The organism is Variimorphobacter sp. HTMS_6 (genome assembly GCF_059717775.1).
Genome location: NZ_AP046094.1, coordinates 802,651 through 821,994 on the forward strand (window position 1 = coordinate 802,651; position 19,344 = coordinate 821,994).

16 protein-coding genes are annotated in these 19,344 nt (G+C 38.9%); 12 read left to right on the forward strand and 4 right to left on the reverse strand.

The window, feature by feature from the left end; genetic code table 11:
• Positions 1–267: 267 nt before the first annotated feature.
• From AC6IWN_RS03565 to gltA, 5 genes are all read left to right on the forward strand, one after another.
• Positions 268–921, forward strand: a complete 654-nt coding sequence (locus tag AC6IWN_RS03565; RefSeq protein WP_497990997.1) for a redox-sensing transcriptional repressor Rex — start codon at positions 268–270, stop codon at positions 919–921.
• Positions 922–948: 27 nt separating this feature from the next.
• Entirely contained in the window at positions 949–1,884 is a 936-nt protein-coding gene (locus AC6IWN_RS03570) for a LysR family transcriptional regulator (RefSeq protein ID WP_497990998.1), read from the forward strand.
• Between the two features lie 570 nt (positions 1,885–2,454).
• The gene (locus AC6IWN_RS03575; RefSeq protein WP_497990999.1) at positions 2,455–3,630 is read left to right on the forward strand and encodes an iron-containing alcohol dehydrogenase; all 1,176 of its coding nucleotides are present in this window, start codon (positions 2,455–2,457) and stop codon (positions 3,628–3,630) included.
• 173 nt (positions 3,631–3,803) lie between these two features.
• On the forward strand, positions 3,804–4,646 hold the full coding sequence (locus AC6IWN_RS03580; protein WP_497991000.1) for a sulfide/dihydroorotate dehydrogenase-like FAD/NAD-binding protein: 843 nt from the start codon (positions 3,804–3,806) through the stop codon (positions 4,644–4,646).
• A gap of 1 nt (position 4,647) precedes the next feature.
• Complete coding sequence (gltA, locus tag AC6IWN_RS03585; RefSeq protein ID WP_497991001.1) at positions 4,648–6,036, forward strand: NADPH-dependent glutamate synthase; 1,389 nt, start codon at positions 4,648–4,650, stop codon at positions 6,034–6,036.
• A 310-nt stretch (positions 6,037–6,346) separates the two neighbouring features.
• On the opposite strand, the gene AC6IWN_RS03590 is transcribed toward gltA, so the two are convergent.
• Entirely contained in the window at positions 6,347–7,495 is a 1,149-nt protein-coding gene (locus AC6IWN_RS03590; protein WP_497991002.1) for an aminotransferase class I/II-fold pyridoxal phosphate-dependent enzyme, read from the reverse strand.
• 290 nt (positions 7,496–7,785) lie between these two features.
• Here AC6IWN_RS03590 and epsC point away from each other — a divergent pair, with 290 nt between their 5' ends.
• Positions 7,786–8,733, forward strand: coding sequence for a serine O-acetyltransferase EpsC (epsC, locus tag AC6IWN_RS03595; RefSeq protein ID WP_497991003.1), 948 nt, complete (start codon positions 7,786–7,788; stop codon positions 8,731–8,733).
• A 215-nt stretch (positions 8,734–8,948) separates the two neighbouring features.
• On the opposite strand, the gene AC6IWN_RS03600 is transcribed toward epsC, so the two are convergent.
• Positions 8,949–9,818 carry a helix-turn-helix domain-containing protein gene (locus AC6IWN_RS03600; RefSeq protein ID WP_497991004.1) on the reverse strand — a complete coding sequence of 290 codons (870 nt, stop codon included), beginning with the start codon at positions 9,816–9,818 and terminating at the stop codon, positions 8,949–8,951.
• A gap of 194 nt (positions 9,819–10,012) precedes the next feature.
• Here AC6IWN_RS03600 and AC6IWN_RS03605 point away from each other — a divergent pair, with 194 nt between their 5' ends.
• Positions 10,013–12,766, forward strand: coding sequence for a glycoside hydrolase family 3 protein (locus AC6IWN_RS03605; RefSeq protein WP_497991005.1), 2,754 nt, complete (start codon positions 10,013–10,015; stop codon positions 12,764–12,766).
• 168 nt (positions 12,767–12,934) lie between these two features.
• On the opposite strand, the gene AC6IWN_RS03610 is transcribed toward AC6IWN_RS03605, so the two are convergent.
• On the reverse strand, positions 12,935–13,123 hold the full coding sequence (locus AC6IWN_RS03610; protein WP_497991006.1) for a ferredoxin: 189 nt from the start codon (positions 13,121–13,123) through the stop codon (positions 12,935–12,937).
• A gap of 283 nt (positions 13,124–13,406) precedes the next feature.
• Here AC6IWN_RS03610 and AC6IWN_RS03615 point away from each other — a divergent pair, with 283 nt between their 5' ends.
• Positions 13,407–13,829, forward strand: coding sequence for a hemerythrin domain-containing protein (locus tag AC6IWN_RS03615; RefSeq protein WP_497991007.1), 423 nt, complete (start codon positions 13,407–13,409; stop codon positions 13,827–13,829).
• 2 nt (positions 13,830–13,831) lie between these two features.
• Here the strand turns inward: AC6IWN_RS03615 and AC6IWN_RS03620 are convergent, their stop codons facing one another.
• Positions 13,832–14,101, reverse strand: coding sequence for a hypothetical protein (locus AC6IWN_RS03620; RefSeq protein WP_497991008.1), 270 nt, complete (start codon positions 14,099–14,101; stop codon positions 13,832–13,834).
• A 472-nt stretch (positions 14,102–14,573) separates the two neighbouring features.
• On the opposite strand from AC6IWN_RS03620, the gene AC6IWN_RS03625 reads away from it, so the two are divergent.
• The 4 genes from AC6IWN_RS03625 (at position 14,574) to AC6IWN_RS03640 (ending at position 19,101) form a co-directional block, all read left to right on the forward strand.
• On the forward strand, positions 14,574–15,050 hold the full coding sequence (locus tag AC6IWN_RS03625) for an NADH-quinone oxidoreductase subunit NuoE family protein (RefSeq protein WP_497991009.1): 477 nt from the start codon (positions 14,574–14,576) through the stop codon (positions 15,048–15,050).
• A gap of 94 nt (positions 15,051–15,144) precedes the next feature.
• On the forward strand, positions 15,145–15,534 hold the full coding sequence (locus AC6IWN_RS03630) for a (2Fe-2S) ferredoxin domain-containing protein (RefSeq protein ID WP_497991010.1): 390 nt from the start codon (positions 15,145–15,147) through the stop codon (positions 15,532–15,534).
• Positions 15,535–15,551: 17 nt separating this feature from the next.
• Complete coding sequence (locus tag AC6IWN_RS03635) at positions 15,552–17,345, forward strand: NADH-ubiquinone oxidoreductase-F iron-sulfur binding region domain-containing protein (protein WP_497991011.1); 1,794 nt, start codon at positions 15,552–15,554, stop codon at positions 17,343–17,345.
• A gap of 19 nt (positions 17,346–17,364) precedes the next feature.
• Complete coding sequence (locus tag AC6IWN_RS03640) at positions 17,365–19,101, forward strand: NADH-dependent [FeFe] hydrogenase, group A6 (protein ID WP_497991012.1); 1,737 nt, start codon at positions 17,365–17,367, stop codon at positions 19,099–19,101.
• The last annotated feature ends 243 nt before the right edge of the window (positions 19,102–19,344 follow it).

Here is a 19,344-nt window from a genome sequence, read left to right on the forward strand (position 1 = left end):
TCTCTGTGAGAAAAACAAAATTATTATTTAGTTCAAAAAGAGAGCCTTATTTTTACTTCAAAAGTTGATATAAGGCTCCCTTTTTGTACGGTAGATAAAATAACCTATTTAAACAAAATGTCGATTCAGCTCCTTGTTTCGTCTTTTAGTTGACCCGACCCCATATCAGTATTATAATATCGATATTAAAGCATTGCTTATACACGCTAACCAATAAAATCATAAGCTTACATAGAATATTCTTCTGTCCTACAGGAGGTGGAACAAATGAATGAAAATGTGAAAAAACCGATTACCACCCAAGCACTGAATCGTATGTCATATTATATTCAACAGCTTCGGTTATTGAAGGAGCAAGGAGTGGAAACAGTATCAGCACCGAAGATTGCGGCTTTGCTACATCTGAATGAGGTGGTAGTTAGAAAGGACTTCGCATCGGTTTATGTGAATAAAGGAAAGCCTAAGACAGGCTTTATCGTAGAAGATTTACTGGATTCGATGGAAAGTATATTGGGTTATAATAATGCAGATGAAGCGGTGATTATCGGAGCAGGATCACTTGCTCATGCGATTATGTCCCATGAAGGCTTTCAGGATTACGGGTTAAAAATCGTAGCCGCATTTGATACCAATCCGGATATCGTAGGGACGGAGATAAATGGAGTCAGGGTTTTGCCTACAGACACCATTAGTAACCTTTGTAGACGCATGCAGATTCATATCGGCATTATTACCGTACCACCTTCCCAAGCACAGATTGTGTGCGATCAGTTGGTAGCGGGAGGGATACAGGGAATATGGAATTTTGCACCGGTACATTTGTCCGTGCCGGATTATATTCTTGTACGGAATGAAAATCTTGCAGCTTCTCTTGCAGCGTTGTCGAATCATTTGAAACAGGCAATGAGAACGAGTGACTAGAGTGAATGATAGAAAGATGGGTTAACAATGAATACACAACATTTAAAATATGTTATAGAGGTAGAGAGAACAAGCTCTATCTCCCATGCGGCAGAAAATTTATACATGGGACAACCAAGCTTAAGTAAAGCTATCAAGGAACTGGAAGATTCCCTCGGCTTTACTATTTTTGAACGTACCTCTAAGGGGGTAACGCCCACGCAAAAGGGTACTAAATTCTTATCCTACGCCAGAAATGTACTGAATCAGATTGACATGATGGAATCTTTATCCGATGAGGCAGATTCGGATATGCAGAACTTTAATATATCGATTCCGAGAGGAAGTTATATTGCAGATGCAATAACGAATTTTATTTTGGAACTCGATAGTTCAACGGGGATTCATGTGAATGTACAGGAGACTAATTCGTTGCAAGTAGTCAGTAATATATTTGACGGCCCATTTAATTTGGGAATTATAAGGTATCAGACAGAATATGAGAATTATTTCGTGGATTATCTGAATGAAAAACAGCTTCGTTTCGAACAAATCTGGGAATTTGATTATCTTGCGTTGATGTCCGTGAATCATCCTCTGGCAAAGAAGGAATATGTGGATTTTAAGGAACTCAAAAAATATACGGAAGTAACTCATGGAGATACCTCGATTCCTTATATATTACCGAATAATAGTCGGGCAGAAGCTCCTTCAAAGAATACAAGGGCAATCTATGTATATGATCGTGGCAGCCAATTCGATATACTTTCAGAGATTCCCACTTCCTATATGTGGGTATCGCCTGTTCCTGACAAGTGGCTAAAGCGTTATCAGCTTGTTCAACGAAAATGTATGGTGGATAATAATCGGTATAAGGATGTATTCATCTATCCCAAGAATTATAAGCTGACCGAATTAGATCGTCGTTTCATCGACCTATTATCGGAAGCGAAGAATGAAGTATCTTTTCGTGAATATCATTAATGTGTATTTCTCTGATAGAAGTATGATCTGTATGTAAGATATTCTCGGTTTTATAAATTTTACAAAATCAGAATCAGCTATTATATGTATATTAGAATTAATTCACTTGTTATATCAGAATTATTTAATTTGCTATATCAGTATTGGAATATCGATATAAAAATATCGAATATATAATAAGAAATGTTTGGTAAATAAAATGGAAAATATAAGAATTGCCACAAGATAAATTAGAGTATATTGTAATTTGAAGCATTTTATCTAGATGATTACAAAAATAGCCTATTATAAGGTATCTGAGCGTTTGAATGGTGGAGAAAATCCTTTGAGTTTGGCTGCTATCTAGCTTTCTATTATGTGTCAATCCAAGAATTATATGTTACCATTGTATTCAGCAAAACCATAGAAATCCGTATATCGATATTGGAATATCGATATACGGATTTTGCATTTCACATCCCACAAAAAGATTGTTAAAATATAAACAATCCAAACGACAACATTTGGTGGTACTTTAGAAGTCATCGTCTGAGGACGAAAACATCATATTATTATAAAGGAGATTAAACTATGGCTAGATTTACATTACCAAGAGATCTTTATCATGGCAAGGGTTCACTGGAGGCTTTAAAGACTTTAACAGGAACAAAGGCAATTGTAGTAGTAGGTGGAGGAAGCATGAAACGCTTCGGCTTCTTAGATAAAGTAGTTACTAATTTGGAAGAGGCAGGCATGCAGGTACAGTTATTTGAAGGCGTTGAGCCGGATCCTTCTGTGGAAACAGTTATGAAGGGTGCTGAGGCGATGAAAGAATTCGAACCGGATTGGATCGTTGCAATCGGCGGAGGATCTCCGATTGATGCTGCGAAAGCAATGTGGGCATTTTATGAATACCCTGAGATAACCTTTGATGAACTTTGCATTCCATTTAATTTCCCGACACTTCGTACCAAAGCAAAGTTCTGTGCAATTCCGTCTACTTCAGGTACCGCAACCGAGGTGACAGCATTCTCTGTAATTACCGATTATGCAAAGGGTGTAAAATATCCTTTAGCTGATTTTAATATAACTCCTGATGTTGCAATTGTTGATCCGGAGCTGGCAGAAACCATGCCGAAAAAACTTACCGCTCATACCGGTATGGATGCAATGACTCATGCAGTAGAAGCATATGTATCTACATTAAATAGTGATTACACCGATCCGCTTGCGCTACATGCAATCAAGATGATCAGTGAGAATCTATTAAAATCCTATCAAGGTGATATGGAAGCGCGTGCCAAGATGCATAATGCACAATGTCTTGCAGGCATGGCATTCTCCAATGCACTCTTAGGTATTGTTCACTCCATGGCTCATAAGACCGGTGCTGCATATTCCGGCGGACATATCGTACATGGTTGTGCAAATGCGATGTACCTTCCAAAAGTTATAAAATATAATGCTGTGGATAAGACAGCAGATGAAAGATATTCTGAGATTGCTGCATTCTTAGGACTTGAGCGCAGTACAGATGCTCTGATCAAACATATCAATGAGATGAATAAAGCTTTAGATATTCCGACCTGTATCAAAGATTATGAGGGCGGAATTATAGATGAAAAGGAATTCCTTGAGAAACTTCCTAAGGTATCAGAACTGGCTGTTGGCGATGCATGCACCGGTTCTAACCCAAGAGCAATTACCCCAGAGGTAATGGAGAAATTATTGTATTGTTGTTATTACGATACAGAAGTAGCTTTCTAATCCATAACTGCTGATTGTGTCGCCACGCAAGAAAAGTTATCGGTTTGAAATATAAAAGGCTGTAGCTGTCAAAGGCCACAGCCCTTTTTTTGTAGCAGATAGTTGAGACATCGTATGCATTACCCGGTTGGTCATTAGATAGGACTCGCGGGGGAAATGCATTGGAGGAATTTATGTATAAAATAGTAAAGAAAGAAGTTTTAAATCCTACGGTTACCTTAATGGAGATTGAAGCTCCGATGGTAGCAAAGAAGGCTGAGCCAGGACAATTTATTATATTAAGGACGGATGAGAACGGCGAAAGAATCCCGTTAACCATCGCTGATTTTGATCGTAAAGCAGGAACAGTAACGATTATATTTCAAGTAGTTGGTGCAACGACGGAAGAATTAAATCATAAGAAGGTAGGAGATTATCTAGAGGATTTTGTAGGGCCTCTCGGAAGAGCTACCGAAACAGAAGGAAAGAAAAAGGTTGCAGTAGTAGGCGGGGGCGTTGGATGTGCCATTGCGTATCCGGTGGTAAAAAAATTCCACGAGCAGGGAGCAGAGGTACATACTATTGTAGGCTTTCGTAATAAAGAGCTTATTATACTGGAAGAAGAATTTAAGAAAAACAGTACCAAATTCATAATGATGACGGATGATGGTAGTTGTGGAGAAAAAGGTCTTGTAACCAATGCGCTTAAGGAACTTTTGGACAGCGGGGAAAAGTACGATGAAATCATAACAATTGGACCACTGATTATGATGAAGTTTGTATGTAATCTTACCAGAGAATATAATGTGAAAACAGTAGCCAGCATGAATCCAGTTATGATTGATGGAACCGGTATGTGCGGCGGTTGTCGCTTAACAGTTGGTGGTGAAATCAAATTTGCCTGCGTAGATGGGCCGGAGTTTGATGGTCATAAGATTGATTTTGATGAAGCAATCGCAAGATCAGCAATGTACCGAGAATTTGAAGTCAGAGTACATGAGGAAACCTGTAATCTCTTGAAAGAAGAGGTGAAGTAGTATGGCAGCAAATATGTCTTTATATAAAAATGAGATGGCACTTCAGGAAGCAGATATAAGAAATAAGAACTTTCTTGAGGTGGCATTAGGATATACGAAGGAACAGGCAATGGAGGAAGCTGCACGATGTTTGAATTGTAAACACAAACCATGTGTGAGCGGTTGTCCGGTACAAATCGATATACCTGCTTTTATACAAAAGGTTGCGACAGGTGAGTTTGAGGAAGCTTTTCAGATTATAGCAAAAGATAGTTCCCTTCCTGCTGTTTGCGGCAGAGTCTGCCCACAGGAATCTCAATGTGAATCTAAGTGTGTTAGAGGATTAAAGGGAGAAGCTGTGGCAATCGGTAGATTAGAACGATTTGTGGCAGATTACCATAATCAGAATTGTAAGGAGATTCCTGTTAAACCACATAGCAACGGACATAAGGTGGCGGTAATCGGATCCGGTCCCTCCGGTCTGGCATGTGCAGGTGATCTTGCGAGAAAGGGCTATCAGGTTACCGTATTTGAGGCATTACATCTGGCAGGTGGAGTGTTGGTATACGGAATTCCGGAATTTCGACTTCCCAAAGAGATCGTAAAAAAAGAGATATCCTCGTTAAAGCAACTGGGAGTAGAGATTCGTACCAATATGGTGATCGGTAAAACCTTATCAATTGATGAACTGATGACGGAATATGGTTATGAAGCGGTATTCATTGGTTCAGGCGCGGGACTTCCGAACTTTATGAATATCAGTGGTGAGAATTTAAAGGGGGTTTATTCGGCAAATGAATTCCTCACCAGAATCAATCTGATGAAGGCCTATGAAGAAGGAGCGAAAACCCCGATTCAAAAAGGAAGCAAGGTTGCAGTAGTCGGAGGAGGAAATGTTGCAATGGATGCGGCTAGATGCGCGAAGCGTCTAGGAGCAGACGTTACAATAATCTACCGACGTACAGAGAAGGAACTGCCTGCCCGTTTGGAAGAGGTGGAGCATGCAAAAGAAGAAGGAATACAATTTCTGTTTTTAACGAATCCATTAAAGATTAATGGTGACAAAGAGGGATGGGTTTGTAATATAGAATGTCAGAGAATGGAGCTGGGTGAGGCAGATGCGTCGGGGAGACAACGGCCAATCCCGGTAAAAGGAAGCGAGTTTGAATTGGAATCGGATTGTGTGATTATGTCAATCGGAACTTCGCCAAATCCTTTGATAAAAGCGACTACCACGGGTCTTGAGACTCAACGATGGGGAGGCATCATTGTGAACGAAGATACGGGGCTGACCAGCAGAATCGGTGTTTATGCAGGAGGAGATGCAGTAACCGGTGCTGCTACAGTTATTCTGGCAATGGGAGCAGGTAAAACGGCTGCCGCTGCAATTGATGAGTATCTATCCGTTTAACAAAATGAAATGTGTAGTATAAATGTTGAGTTAGAGAAAGAGGAGAATAAACGGGTAGGTACGATGCAATATTGTTAGATAAATTATAGTTTGAGGAAAAGAAAAAAGAGAAGCATATAGAAAAGGTGTTGTTTCACAAACATAATGTTGTGATGCAACACCTTTTCTATTATGCGGATATTTATCGATATGACCTCGCGTAACTAATGTTATATAAATGAATTTCAAACTTCAAACTTAATTCGAAATTTAGTCTTGCGATTAAAGGGGAGGAAGGGTGATAAAGTAAACAATCCTCTTATTATTCAACCTATATCCCTGAGAAAATATTATTTATCGTATCAACCGGGAGTACGAGAGCAAAGCGAACATATCCCTCGCCCAGAGTACCGAAGCTGCTACCCGGTGTGCATAATATTCCGGTAGTAGAAAAAAGCTTCTTACAGTAATCGATAGAATCGGTATACCCGCTTGGAATGTGAGCCCACACGAACATGGAACCAGCAGATTTGGTAACTTGCATTTCAAGTTTTTCAAGCCCCACACAAAGAGCATCTCTCCTGCGTTCGTACTCCTTGCAATTCACACTGACGCTGTCTTGGGGACCGTTCAAGGCTGCTATAGCAGCCTTTTGTACTAAATAGCTGGTACCATAATCGAATTGGGAACGTATTGTTTTAAATTTATGTATTATTTCTGGATTACCAAGCAGGAAGGAGATTCGGATTCCGGTTATGTTATAGGTTTTCGATAGGGAATTAAATTCCACGCCCACTTCCTTTGCATTCGGAAAACTTAAGAAAGAGATACCCTGTGCTCCGTCATAGATAATCTCAGAGTAGGCATTATCATGTACAATTACAATTTCATGCTTCTTTGCATATGCAATTAATTCTTCATAGAAAGAAGCTGGAGCGGTTGCGCATACCGGGTTAGCGGGATAGGATACAATCATCAGTTTCGCTCTTTTGGCCACCTCTTCTGAGATTGTAGTAAAATCAGGAAGATAGTTATTCTCCGGTAGAAGATCGTAATACTCTATCTTAGCACCGGACAGATAGGGACCAATCTCAAAGATCGGGTACCCTGGGTTTGGTACCAATACGGTATCCCCATAATTACAAAGAGCCAGTCCGATATGAGTCATTCCTTCTTGGGTACCGCTGACGGAAGTGATATCCTGTGCAGTCAATGTAACTTGATATCTTCTCTGATACCACCCAATGACCGATTCGATTAACTCGGGGGAATCTCCCAAGGAATATTTATAGTTTTCCGGATCGAGTGCTGCCTTTGATACCGCTTCCATTACAAAGGAATCCGGTTTGAAATCCGGTGTTCCAACCGTGAAGTTATACACCGGTAAGCCCGACTCTTCTCTTTCCTTTTTATATTCATTTAAGGTATTAAATATATTGCTACCAAAGTGATCAACTCTATTTGAAAATTCAATCTTCATTTCATACTCCTATTCATCGAATTTAAGTTTGTTCTAATATTTTTCCAGTATTTATACAATACACCTGTTATAAATAAATGTCAAAAGTTCATTGCATTATTTACATAGTGCAAGATAAAAATCAGTTGATAAAATGAAGTCATCAACGTATAATATATGAAACATAGAAAACATATATTATAAATTCGGAATTTTAGAGAAGCAGGCTATAAATTTTGAGTAGTAACATTAAATAGTGTGAATGAGAAATGATCTTTTTACAACATAAAATATAAGTGAGGTGGCCTGACATGGAGCAGAAGGTTCAAGAAATTGTAAAGTTGATTATGAATGATTATATTAAGCCGGGAGCAATTAATAAAGAGGATACATTCAATCAGCCGAACAAAGATGATATAATATCAATTTTAAAAGATTTACAGTATATTATATTTCCGGGATATTTTAATAATAAGAAACTGAAAAGCTATCATATGGAATATCAACTTGGTGCGGTAATTGAGGATGTCACATATCAATTGAATAAGCAAATAGGATATGCACTCCGCTATAATCCTGTTTATGAAGAGGCAAAAAAAGAGGATATTGATATGGTTTCAGAGGAGTTAACGATCTCCTTTATGCAGAAGATACCGACAATACGCGATTATCTTGAAACAGATGTGGAAGCTGCTTATGAGGGGGATCCTGCGGCATACAGCAAGGATGAAATCATCTTTTCTTACCCTGGGGTATTTGCAGTGATGGTCAATCGAATCGCCCATGAATTGTATTTGCTTGGGGTGCCGTTGATTCCCAGAATTATGACAGAATATGCACATACGATTACAGGAATTGATATTCATCCTGGCGCTACGATTGGTACTTATTTCTTTATCGATCATGGAACAGGTATCGTAATCGGAGAGACTACCCATATTGGCAATCACGTGAAGATATACCAAGGGGTTACGCTCGGCGCGTTATCAACCAAAGGTGGTCAGAGCTTAAAGAGTGTAAAGAGACATCCTACGATAGAAGATGGGGTGACTATCTACTCCGGTGCATCTATTTTGGGAGGAGATACAATTATCGGCCAGGAGGTCGTAATTGGAAGCAATGCATTTGTTACGAAAACCGTGCCTCCTAAGACAAAGGTCAGCATGAAAAATCCGGAGTTGCAGTTTAAAGCGTATGCAGGTGCTACACCGGAGGTGAAAGAGCTAAATCAATACGATTTCTTTGATTATATGATATAAGAATAAGGGGTTGCTGCAAAAATAAATAATTTTATAAAGGAACAATGTTAATTGCCTCACACATAGGTTGGAAGACAACGTTCAAATTTTGTATTTCATAGTCGTACATAAAAGTTCGACTTTGAAATACAAAATTATAAACAGTGTCTTCCAAACAGTGCATTATGGCAATATAACATTATTCCTATGAATTATTTATTATTTGCAGCAACCCCTTATACAAAGTGAGTAACTCGTTCGATTTTTGCACTTCTATTTTGATTTCTTATCTTATTCGGCGTAGAGCCGTAAGCATTCTTGAACATTCTCATAAAGACTTTATAATTGGTAATCCCGTTTTTTTCGAGCAGATAAGTTATGCTGTCATTACTTTGGATGAGATCGTTGTAGAAATTGATTAATCGCACTGTATTTACATATTCTAAGAAGGTTTGATTGGTATATTTCTTAAAAAGTCTGCAAAAGTATTCCGTACTTAAGGATAAGTTAGAGGCAGCTTCCTTTAAAGTGATTTGCTTCTGGTAATTTCTTTTTACATAGCTGATGATCTGCTCAATTCGTTGGAAATCCCGGTCTGCTCTTTCACGATTGTGTAAAGATAGCTTAGTTGTATATTTTTTATATAAAATATATAAGAATTCGTATAGTAGTGAGGTGAAATGAAGTTGATAACCGTCTTCCTTTTCCTCAAAGCAATTCTGCATCTGGATTAAATAATGTTCCAGACAGTCCTGAATATCCTCGCTCTCGGAATGAGGTGTGTAGAATTCCTGGAAGTGGATCAGTTCCAGATCAGGAAGGATAAGCTTTAAATTAGCATAGGGAATTTGTAATAGCATATAATTAACTTCACCGTGAGCCTGTGTGGAATGAATGTCCTTTGGATTAATAATTAGTGTATTATGTGAATTTAACTCATACACATGATCATTAATATGAACGGTCATAGAACCGGAGAGGATAAGTAGAACCTCCACGTGACTATGCCAATGAGCCGGATAGAGTTCATTCATTATGTTCAATATTTCAAAACGAACCTGCAGCCTTGAATCGTCGAATATGGTTTCATGGGAATATAAGGACATAATTCACCTCTTATCTTATTATGATATCAAAATTATACTAATAACTAACCTTTATTATAGGCATAATTGATAGTTACGTCAATATTAACCTATATTTTGGCTAAGATTTTATATAGATAAACCTACCATGAATGTATAAAATCTTCTATAAAGAGAAATAACATGATAATAATTACTCGAAAGGATTATGATTGATGATAGTGAATGAAATACTGGATTGGAATAAATATTGTGAGGTAGCGAGAAAGGCTATTACAGAAGGAATTGTACTGATTAAGAATGACGGTGCTCTTCCGATTAAGAAGAATAGTAAGGTTGCGTTATTTGGCAGAATGCAAAATAATTATTATAAAAGCGGAACAGGTTCCGGTGGTATGGTTAACGTAACAAAAGTCATCAGTATCTTTGATGGTTTATCAGAATGTGAGGATATCACTCTGAATCAGGATTTAATAAATGTTTATCAGGAATGGGAGCAGGAGCATCCATTTGATAGTGGAATCGGTTGGGGAAACGAACCATGGTCACAGGACGAGATGCCTTTGTCTGAGGAATTAATACAAAGCGTAGCGAAGGATAGCGATCAGGCAATTGTTATAATTGCTAGAACCGCCGGTGAAGACAAGGATAACCAGGATAGACCCGGATCTTATCGTTTAACAGATACGGAAAAGGATATGTTATCAGGGGTAAGAAAAGCATTTAACAAGGTGACGGTTGTGTTAAACGTAGGCAATATTGTCGATATGTCATTTGTAGAAGAATATAATATCGATGCAGTTTTATATGCTTGGCAAGGTGGAATGATTGGTGGTGCCGGTGTTGCAGATGTACTTACCGGAGCGGCTTATCCTTCTGGAAAGCTGACGGATACGATAGCGTATTCTCTTGCAGACTATCCTTCGGATTCTAACTTTGGTGATGACGAAAGAAACTTCTACGTGGAAGATATTTATGTCGGATATCGTTACTTTGAAACCGTGGCAAAGGATAAGGTTCAATATCCTTTTGGATTTGGTCTTTCTTATACTAGCTTTGACATGTCTTTTAAAGAGGCAAAAAGAGAGAATAATATAATTCGGCTGGAAGTTACGGTAACCAATTCCGGTGATGCTATCGGTAAGGAAGTAGTACAGATTTATTATGAAGCACCGCAAGGGGTGTTGGGTAAACCTTTAAGAAATCTTATCGAGTTTCAGAAAACGAAAGAACTAAAACCGAAAGAAGCACAGACTTTTTATTTTGATATTGATATTACAAAGATGTCTTCCTATGATGATGCCGGTTTAACCGGTCATAAATCCAGCTTTGTATTGGAAGCCGGTGAGTATAAGATTTATGTGGGTAACAATGTTCGAGATGTGGAGTTAGTAGGAAGCTTTAACCTGGATGAACTGATAGTTGCTGAGGAAACCAAGGAAGCACTTGCACCGGATTTATCCTATCGAAGAATGAAGCCTGCGATTGGCAAAGACGGAAGTTATACGATGCAGCTTGAGGATGTACCAACCGGTACAATTGATAGTGTTGATAAGAGGAATGCAAAACTTCCACAGGATATTCCGTATACAGGAGATCAGGGCATTAAATTGATTGATGTAAAGCATGGCACGGCTAAGATGGAGCAGTTTATTGGTCAATTATCGGATGAGGATTTATCCTGCATTATCCGAGGCGAGGGTATGGGAAGCCCGAAAGTTACACCAGGAACCGCCGCCGCCTTCGGAGGAGTATCCGACAGTCTGAAATCCTATGGTATCCCTTGTGGTTGTTGTTCTGACGGACCTTCCGGTATGCGTTTAGATTGTGGCACGAAGGCCTTCAGCCATCCGAATGGTACCTTATTAGCATGTACCTTTAATGAGACTTTGGTAGAGGAACTCTTTACCTTGATGGGTATTGAGATGGTTAAGAATAAGGTGGATTCCTTACTTGGACCGGGTATGAACATTCATAGACATCCGCTAAACGGAAGAAACTTCGAATATTTTTCAGAGGATCCGCTTGTTACCGGAAGAATGGCAGTAGCACAGCTAAAGGGAATGCACAAGTCTGGTGTAACCGGAACGATAAAGCATTTTTGCGGCAATAATCAGGAATATAAGAGACATGAGACGGATTCAGTTATTTCAGAACGAGCGCTGAGAGAAATCTATCTGAAGGGCTTTGAAATTGCAGTCAAGGAAGGAAATGCTTGCTCCATCATGACTACTTACGGTTCAGTGAATGGTTTGTGGACCGCCGGAAGCTTTGATTTGAATACCACAATACTTCGTGACGAATGGGGCTTTAAGGGTATCGTGATGACGGACTGGTGGGCTAATATTAATGAGAAAAATGGCACGGTGAATAAAACAAACTTTGCTGCCATGGCTCGTTCTCAGAATGATATATATATGGTTTGTCCGGATGCTGCAGTTAATAGCAGCGGTGACAATACATTGGAGGCATTGCAGTTAGGAACCTTAACAAGGGGTGAATTACAGAGGAATGCGATGAATATCTGTGGATTCTTATTATATACCCATGCACTTGACCGTTTAATCGGAATCGAAAGTAAGATTGAAGTAACTAATTACCCACAAGAAGAAGAGGAACTGCAAAATAGTGAAGTGATTTATTATAATGTAGAGGATTTAACAACAATCCCTCTACAGGATGTGGATACTAGCAAGGGTAATAGCTTCGCAATTGGATTAGATGTGAATAATATCGGTAATTACAAATTAGAACTAATCGGAAAGTCCGATTTGGGTGAACTGGCTCAGATGCAAGTTACGGTATTTATTGAAGGAATTCCAGAAGCTGCATATACCTTTAATGGCACCGGAGGAGAATGGGTAACGAAATCAAGCATAGTATTACTTAAATCCAAATATGCAGTGATGAGATTGTACTTTGGTCAAAGTGGTTTACAGTTGAAGGAAATCAGATTAATAAAAGCATAAAATCATTAAAACGTTTCAAGAAAAAGGGGAGCCGCACTATGCATTATGCGGTTCCCCTTTTTGCAGTGGATGATGTTTTTCACAAAATCAAATGCCAACGATGACAAGCATACTCTTCTTTTTATAATAATTACGCGTTATCATATACGAAATATTTTTGTATAAATTTTATTCTACCGTGATAACACCTACCGGGCAGCTATCGCATGCTTCTTTCGCATCATTTTCTGCATCTGCGGGTACAACATCTACATATACCTCAGCAATTCCATCATCCGCCATACGAAATACCTTCGGACATATTCCTGCGCATAAACCACATCCGATACATCCTTCTCTATCAATATTTGCTTTCATAATCATATCCCCTTTCAGTTCTCGGCTGTTTTCAGCTTTAGAAGTAAATTGTTATCTTTCTATTTATACTATATACCTAATTATTTAAATTGCTGTAGCTATAGCTACAATTATTTTCCTGAAATGATATTATTATATTGAAAAGAGTGATTAATTCATTTAACCAAATATGAGTTAATTAAGAAATATAATTTGAGGTTTTATCAAATAATGTGACTTGAATCACAGATTTGAGGGAAGTTGTTTGTTACAATCACAACTAGATAAATAAGGAGGAATACATATGATTAATTTGACAAATATGAATAAACAACATAGTAGGATTAAGGAAGAGGTTACTTCCCTTGAGAACGAAATCAAGAAGGGAATTGAGAACATGAATCCGTCCGAGTTGGCACTACGTATTAATTACCTTGCCGGACAGCTAAAGATACACTTATTAGAAGAGGATGAATTTTTATATCCTAACTTAATAAAATGTGGTGACATAGAGATTCAGCGCATGGCAGATGAGTACAACCGTGAGATGGGCAATCTTGTCAGTGATTATACAAGCTTTAAATCTCAATATAATACAAGTAATAAGATAAATGCAAATAAAGAAACGTTCTTGAAAGAGATGCAAAAAATTATTAAGGCACTCAAAGAAAGAATTGCAAAAGAAGATAATGGACTCTATCATTTGATAGATATTAAGGGAATATAAGATTAGTCACTTTTATCCCCCGTAATTTCTTTATGATTGCAATACTGTTGAAGTATCTCGTAAGGATATTGTGTACCGCATTCATTGCACTCGATATAAGTTCTGGCTTCTTTTTGCTCTCGATTATCATACAAAAAGGATTGAAAATTATCAGAATTTTTAAGTCCCGGTTCATCGTCATCCAGAATGTAGGAATAAACATAGCTTGCTTCGTGTCGCAGTGTTAGATTCGTACATTCACAAACCGGGCAGTAATAATTGGTTGTATCCATGTTATGACCTCACATTTGTTTTTATTTATTATTTCTAATTAAACATAACATTATACAAATATATAAGCGTGGCTGTTTTTAATAATCGTTTCCGTATCGGAAAGATTGTTTCAAACAGCCTTATTTAATTGAAACGATAATCTTTTTCGCCCGGTTGTAATAGATATTAGCTATAACAAATTGATTTTATTTAAAATGTAAAAAATAATATGAAAATATTGAAATATTTAGTAAAATATAATACATAATAGATAAGGCACTATTTCATATTATGGAATAGTGTTATATAATTCATTATATAAGTGGAAGAATATAGTCGATTTGCCGAGAATAATGTTGTATTATGTTGCTTGTGATTGAAAATTACAATAAAATGAATTCCGGCAAAGTTGATAGAACGATAATCTTCTCACTATGTTTTATGCTTCAGGTAGTAAAATCGATTAAAGACTTAACAAAAGGAGGTTTGGATATGGCAGGTAATAGCAATAGTCAGGAGAATTATGTTGCGTTGCAGGACTATATTGACAGCATCAAAGATCGGAGAGGAGCTTTAATTGCAGTACTGCATAAGGCACAGCATATATTTGGGCATTTGCCAGATGAGGTAATCTTATTTATATCTGAAAAATTAGATTTACCAAGTTCAAAAATATATGGTGTAATTAGTTTTTATTCTTACTTTACTACAAAACCGCGAGGTGAGAATGTCATTAATGTTTGCCTTGGTACGGCATGTTTTGTCAGAGGTGCAGATGCCATCATGAAGGAAATTGAGAAACAATTAAACGTAAGGGCTGGAGAAACATCGGAGGATATGAAGTATACACTGTCCGGTTTACGTTGCATTGGTGCTTGTGGACTTGCTCCGGTTGTTGTGATTAATGAAAAAGTATACGGTAGAGTAGAAGCGAGTGAAGTAAAGAAGATACTAGCAGACTGCAAATAAGATAGAAGGGTAAACGCATCTCCCAGATAGATACATGAGATTAGACAAGGATGAATCAATCGAAAACATATATATTAATAGATTGGAGGAAAATATGAGCAAATTAAAATCATTGGAAGAACTCGAACGCATCAGACAAGCAGCCAAGAATAAGATGGATTTAAGAACCACTGCAGAATCTGAGGATAGAATTATAATTAGAGTCGGAATGGCAACTTGCGGTATTGCAAGCGGTGCCAGAGAGACAATGCAAGCCATCATTGATGAGCTCTCAAAGCAGAATATTACGAATGTCTCAGTTACCCAAACAGGATGTATGGGATATTGTGCGGAGGAGCCGATTATTGAAGTAATAAGCAAGGATATGCCTTCTATAATCTATGGTCATGTTACCGCTGAGAGAGGACGTAATATCGTGAACGAACATATTAAACACGGTCGGCTCTTGCAGAATGCAATCATCTCAAAATCATTTGAAAAATAGCGAAAGGAGGATGTGGTATGAGTAACTATAGAATGCATCTGTTGGTATGTGGCGGTACAGGCTGTACATCATCAGATAGCTTGGTTCTTGTTGATAAATTGAACGAAAGCATTGAAAAGAACGGTCTTTCGAATGAAGTGGAAGTAGTCGTTACGGGTTGCTTTGGCTTTTGTGAAAAGGGACCGATTATAAAGGTATATCCGGATGATGTGTTTTATGTATCCGTCAAACCGGAGGATGCAGATGAGATTGTGGCAGAGCATGTTATAAAGGGTCGACAGGTAGATCGATTATTATATGTGGAACCAAATCTAAAGGTAAAACTTGAAGGACAGAAGGATCTTCCTTTCTATAAAAAGCAGATCAGAATTGCACTTAGAAATTGTGGCTTTATCAACCCTGAAGATATTAATGAATGTCTTGCGGCTGACGGTTATCAGGCACTGGCTAAGTGTTTAACGGAGATGACTCCTGATGAGGTTATTGCAACGGTAGAAAAATCAGGTCTGCGAGGTAGAGGCGGCGGTGGCTTCCCGACCGGTTTGAAGTGGAAGTTCACCAGAAAAAGTAAGGCGGAGGAGAAATATATCATCTGCAATGCAGATGAAGGTGACCCGGGTGCATTTATGGATCGTTCCATACTCGAAGGAGATCCTCATTCCGTATTAGAGGCTATGGCAATTGCCGGTTTTGCAATCGGTGCGGAACACGGTTATATCTATATCAGAGCGGAGTATCCGCTTGCTATCCACCGTCTTGAGATAGCGATATCTCAGGCGAGAGAATTAGGACTACTTGGAGAAGATATCCTTGGTACCGGTTTTAATTTTGATATTGAACTCAGATATGGTGCCGGAGCATTCGTATGTGGAGAAGAGACAGCGTTAATTCATTCCATAGAAGGAGACCGAGGAGAGCCGTTTACCAAACCGCCGTTCCCAGCAGAAAGCGGTGTATGGAATCTGCCGACCTCTGTGAATAACGTTGAGACATTTTCCAATGTCCCACCAATTATCTTAAAAGGTGCAGAGTGGTTTCGAAGCATCGGTACAGAGAAATCTCCGGGAACGAAGGTGTTTGCACTTGCAGGTAAGGTCAATAATGTCGGACTTGTAGAAGTTCCGATGGGAATTACATTGCGTGAGGTTATCTTTGATATTGGCGGTGGAATTAAGGATGGCAAAAAATTCAAAGCAGTTCAAACAGGAGGACCTTCCGGTGGTTGTATCACCGAAGAGAACCTAGATATCCCGATTGACTATGAATCCCTCAATAAAATTGGTTCCATGATGGGTTCGGGTGGTATGATTGTAATGGACGAAGACAACTGTATGGTTGACATTGCAAAATTCTATTTGGAATTCACTGTTGATGAATCATGTGGTAAATGTACCCCCTGTCGTATCGGTAACAAGAGATTATTTGAGATTTTAACTAATATCACAAAGGGCAAGGGTACGGAAGAGGATTTAGTAAATCTACAGGAGCTTGGTGAAATTATTAAAGATACCTCTTTATGCGGCTTGGGTCAGACTGCTCCAAACCCGATATTGAGTACGATTAAGTATTTTTATGATGAATACTATGCGCATGTGGTAGAGAAGCGATGCCCGGCCGGAGTATGTCAAGATCTTCTTACCTATTATATTCTACCTGACAAATGTGTTGGCTGTACCGCCTGTGCACGAGTTTGTCCGGTGCCGTGTATCTCCGGTGAGGTGAAGAAACTTCATGTGATTGATCAGGAACTATGTATCAAGTGTGGAGCCTGCTATAACAAATGTAAATTCAATGCGATAGAGAAACGCTAAGGAAGGGGTGACGAATACGATGATTAACTTAACTATAAACAATCAAAAGGTTTCCGTAGAAGAAGGAAGTACAATCCTTGAAGCTGCAAGAAAATTAAAAATCAGAATACCAACCCTTTGCCATCTTGACCTGCATGATATTCGCATGGTAAATCGAGGTGCATCCTGCCGTGTATGTGTGGTTGAAGTGGAAGGCAGAAGAAATCTTGCACCTTCCTGTGCAACACCGGTAGTGGAAGGAATGGTAATAAAAACAAATTCACTAAGATGTATTCAGGCTAGAAGAGTAGTAATTGAGTTGTTCCTATCGAATCATCCAAAGGATTGTTTGGTTTGTGAGAAAAACCTTGGCTGCGAGCTCCAGGCATTGGCAGCAGAATATCATATCCGAGCGATAAAATATAAAGGCGAAAGAGCAAAGCACCCTAAGGATATATCGAGTAGAGCAATTATCAGAAACATGGATAAATGTATTATGTGCAGAAGATGTGAGACGATGTGTAATGAGGTTCAGACGGTTAATGTATTGTCTGCAATCAACCGTGGCTTTGACACGTATATCGCTCCTTCCATGAATTTACCGATGCATGAATCCACCTGTGTATTCTGTGGACAATGTGTTGCGGTATGTCCTACCGCTGCTCTTACAGAAGTAAATCATGTCGCTAATGTATGGAATGCGCTTAATGATTCCAAAAAGTGTGTTGTTGTACAGACGGCTCCGGCGGTCAGAGTTGCACTTGGTGAAGAATTCGGTGCGAAGCCCGGTACTCGCGTTACCGGGAAAATGGTTAGCGCACTACGCCAACTTGGTTTTGATAAAGTGTTTGATACTGATTTTGCGGCGGATCTTACCATCATGGAGGAGGCAACGGAATTCATCCACCGCCTAAAGCATGGCGGTAAACTTCCGATTTTAACAAGCTGTTGTCCGGGATGGGTAAAATTCTTTGAGCATCAGTTTAATGATATGTTAGATATCCCTTCCACAAGTAAATCTCCTCATGAGATGTTTGGAGCGATTGCGAAGTCCTATTATGCCGAGAAGATGGGAATAGATCCAAAGGATATGGTAGTTGTATCCGTTATGCCATGTCTGGCGAAAAAATACGAGGCGGCAAGACCGGAATTATCCCATGATGGGTTGCAGGATGTTGATGAGGTTATCACAACAAGAGAGCTAGCTCGGATGCTAAAAGAGGCCAACATTGATCTAATGGAATTAGAAGATGAGGATTTTGATAATCCACTTGGCGAATCGACCGGTGCCGGTGTTATATTCGGTGCAACCGGAGGTGTAATTGAAGCGGCACTTCGAACCGCATATGAATTCCTTACCAACGAAACTTTGAAAAAGGTGGAGTTCCATGATTTAAGAGGATTTGATGGCATCAAAGAGGCAGTAGTAAAGATTAATGATATGGATGTGAAAATAGCGGTAGCGCATGGCCTTGGTAATGCAAGAACATTATTGGAAAACATCCGAGACGGTAAAGCGGATTACCATGCAATTGAAATTATGGCATGCCCCGGTGGTTGCATCGGAGGTGGCGGTCAGCCTTATCATCATGGCAATATTGATATTCTGAAACAGCGTATGGAAGGGATTTATCGTGAAGACGAAGGGAAGGACCTTAGAAAATCTCATGAGAATCCTTATATTAAGAAGCTTTATGATGAATATCTGGGCGAACCATATGGTGAGAAGGCACATGAATTGCTGCATACGCATTATATAAAGAGAAGAAAGATGTAATAGCGGAATTATATAATAGTACGTGGTAGCTTGTGTTCTGAGAATGAATAGGGAAGTGGTACTGACTAATAATTGAGTTTGAATAATAGTAGCGACGAGTCTGGGAAGCCTTGTAAATAGGGCATTCCCGGACTTTTCTTTTGCCTCTGCTACTACTTTGCTACTAACCGCAACTTTCCTTTTTCCTAGTACTTATGTGGCGTATAGTAGAATTTAGTGACAATACAGCGCATGTTTTATGGC

What these genes read in the sequence shown, in the direction of transcription:
- AC6IWN_RS03565 (WP_497990997.1), top strand. Translation starts at nt 268, where the DNA reads ATGAATGAAAATGTGAAAAAACCGATTACCACCCAAGCACTGAATCGT.
- AC6IWN_RS03570 (WP_497990998.1), top strand. Translation starts at nt 949, where the DNA reads ATGAATACACAACATTTAAAATATGTTATAGAGGTAGAGAGAACAAGC.
- AC6IWN_RS03575 (WP_497990999.1), top strand. Translation starts at nt 2,455, where the DNA reads ATGGCTAGATTTACATTACCAAGAGATCTTTATCATGGCAAGGGTTCA.
- AC6IWN_RS03580 (WP_497991000.1), top strand. Translation starts at nt 3,804, where the DNA reads ATGTATAAAATAGTAAAGAAAGAAGTTTTAAATCCTACGGTTACCTTA.
- gltA (WP_497991001.1), top strand. Translation starts at nt 4,648, where the DNA reads ATGGCAGCAAATATGTCTTTATATAAAAATGAGATGGCACTTCAGGAA.
- AC6IWN_RS03590 (WP_497991002.1), bottom strand. Translation starts at nt 7,495, where the DNA reads ATGAAGATTGAATTTTCAAATAGAGTTGATCACTTTGGTAGCAATATA.
- epsC (WP_497991003.1), top strand. Translation starts at nt 7,786, where the DNA reads ATGGAGCAGAAGGTTCAAGAAATTGTAAAGTTGATTATGAATGATTAT.
- AC6IWN_RS03600 (WP_497991004.1), bottom strand. Translation starts at nt 9,818, where the DNA reads ATGTCCTTATATTCCCATGAAACCATATTCGACGATTCAAGGCTGCAG.
- AC6IWN_RS03605 (WP_497991005.1), top strand. Translation starts at nt 10,013, where the DNA reads ATGATAGTGAATGAAATACTGGATTGGAATAAATATTGTGAGGTAGCG.
- AC6IWN_RS03610 (WP_497991006.1), bottom strand. Translation starts at nt 13,123, where the DNA reads ATGAAAGCAAATATTGATAGAGAAGGATGTATCGGATGTGGTTTATGC.
- AC6IWN_RS03615 (WP_497991007.1), top strand. Translation starts at nt 13,407, where the DNA reads ATGATTAATTTGACAAATATGAATAAACAACATAGTAGGATTAAGGAA.
- AC6IWN_RS03620 (WP_497991008.1), bottom strand. Translation starts at nt 14,101, where the DNA reads ATGGATACAACCAATTATTACTGCCCGGTTTGTGAATGTACGAATCTA.
- AC6IWN_RS03625 (WP_497991009.1), top strand. Translation starts at nt 14,574, where the DNA reads ATGGCAGGTAATAGCAATAGTCAGGAGAATTATGTTGCGTTGCAGGAC.
- AC6IWN_RS03630 (WP_497991010.1), top strand. Translation starts at nt 15,145, where the DNA reads ATGAGCAAATTAAAATCATTGGAAGAACTCGAACGCATCAGACAAGCA.
- AC6IWN_RS03635 (WP_497991011.1), top strand. Translation starts at nt 15,552, where the DNA reads ATGAGTAACTATAGAATGCATCTGTTGGTATGTGGCGGTACAGGCTGT.
- AC6IWN_RS03640 (WP_497991012.1), top strand. Translation starts at nt 17,365, where the DNA reads ATGATTAACTTAACTATAAACAATCAAAAGGTTTCCGTAGAAGAAGGA.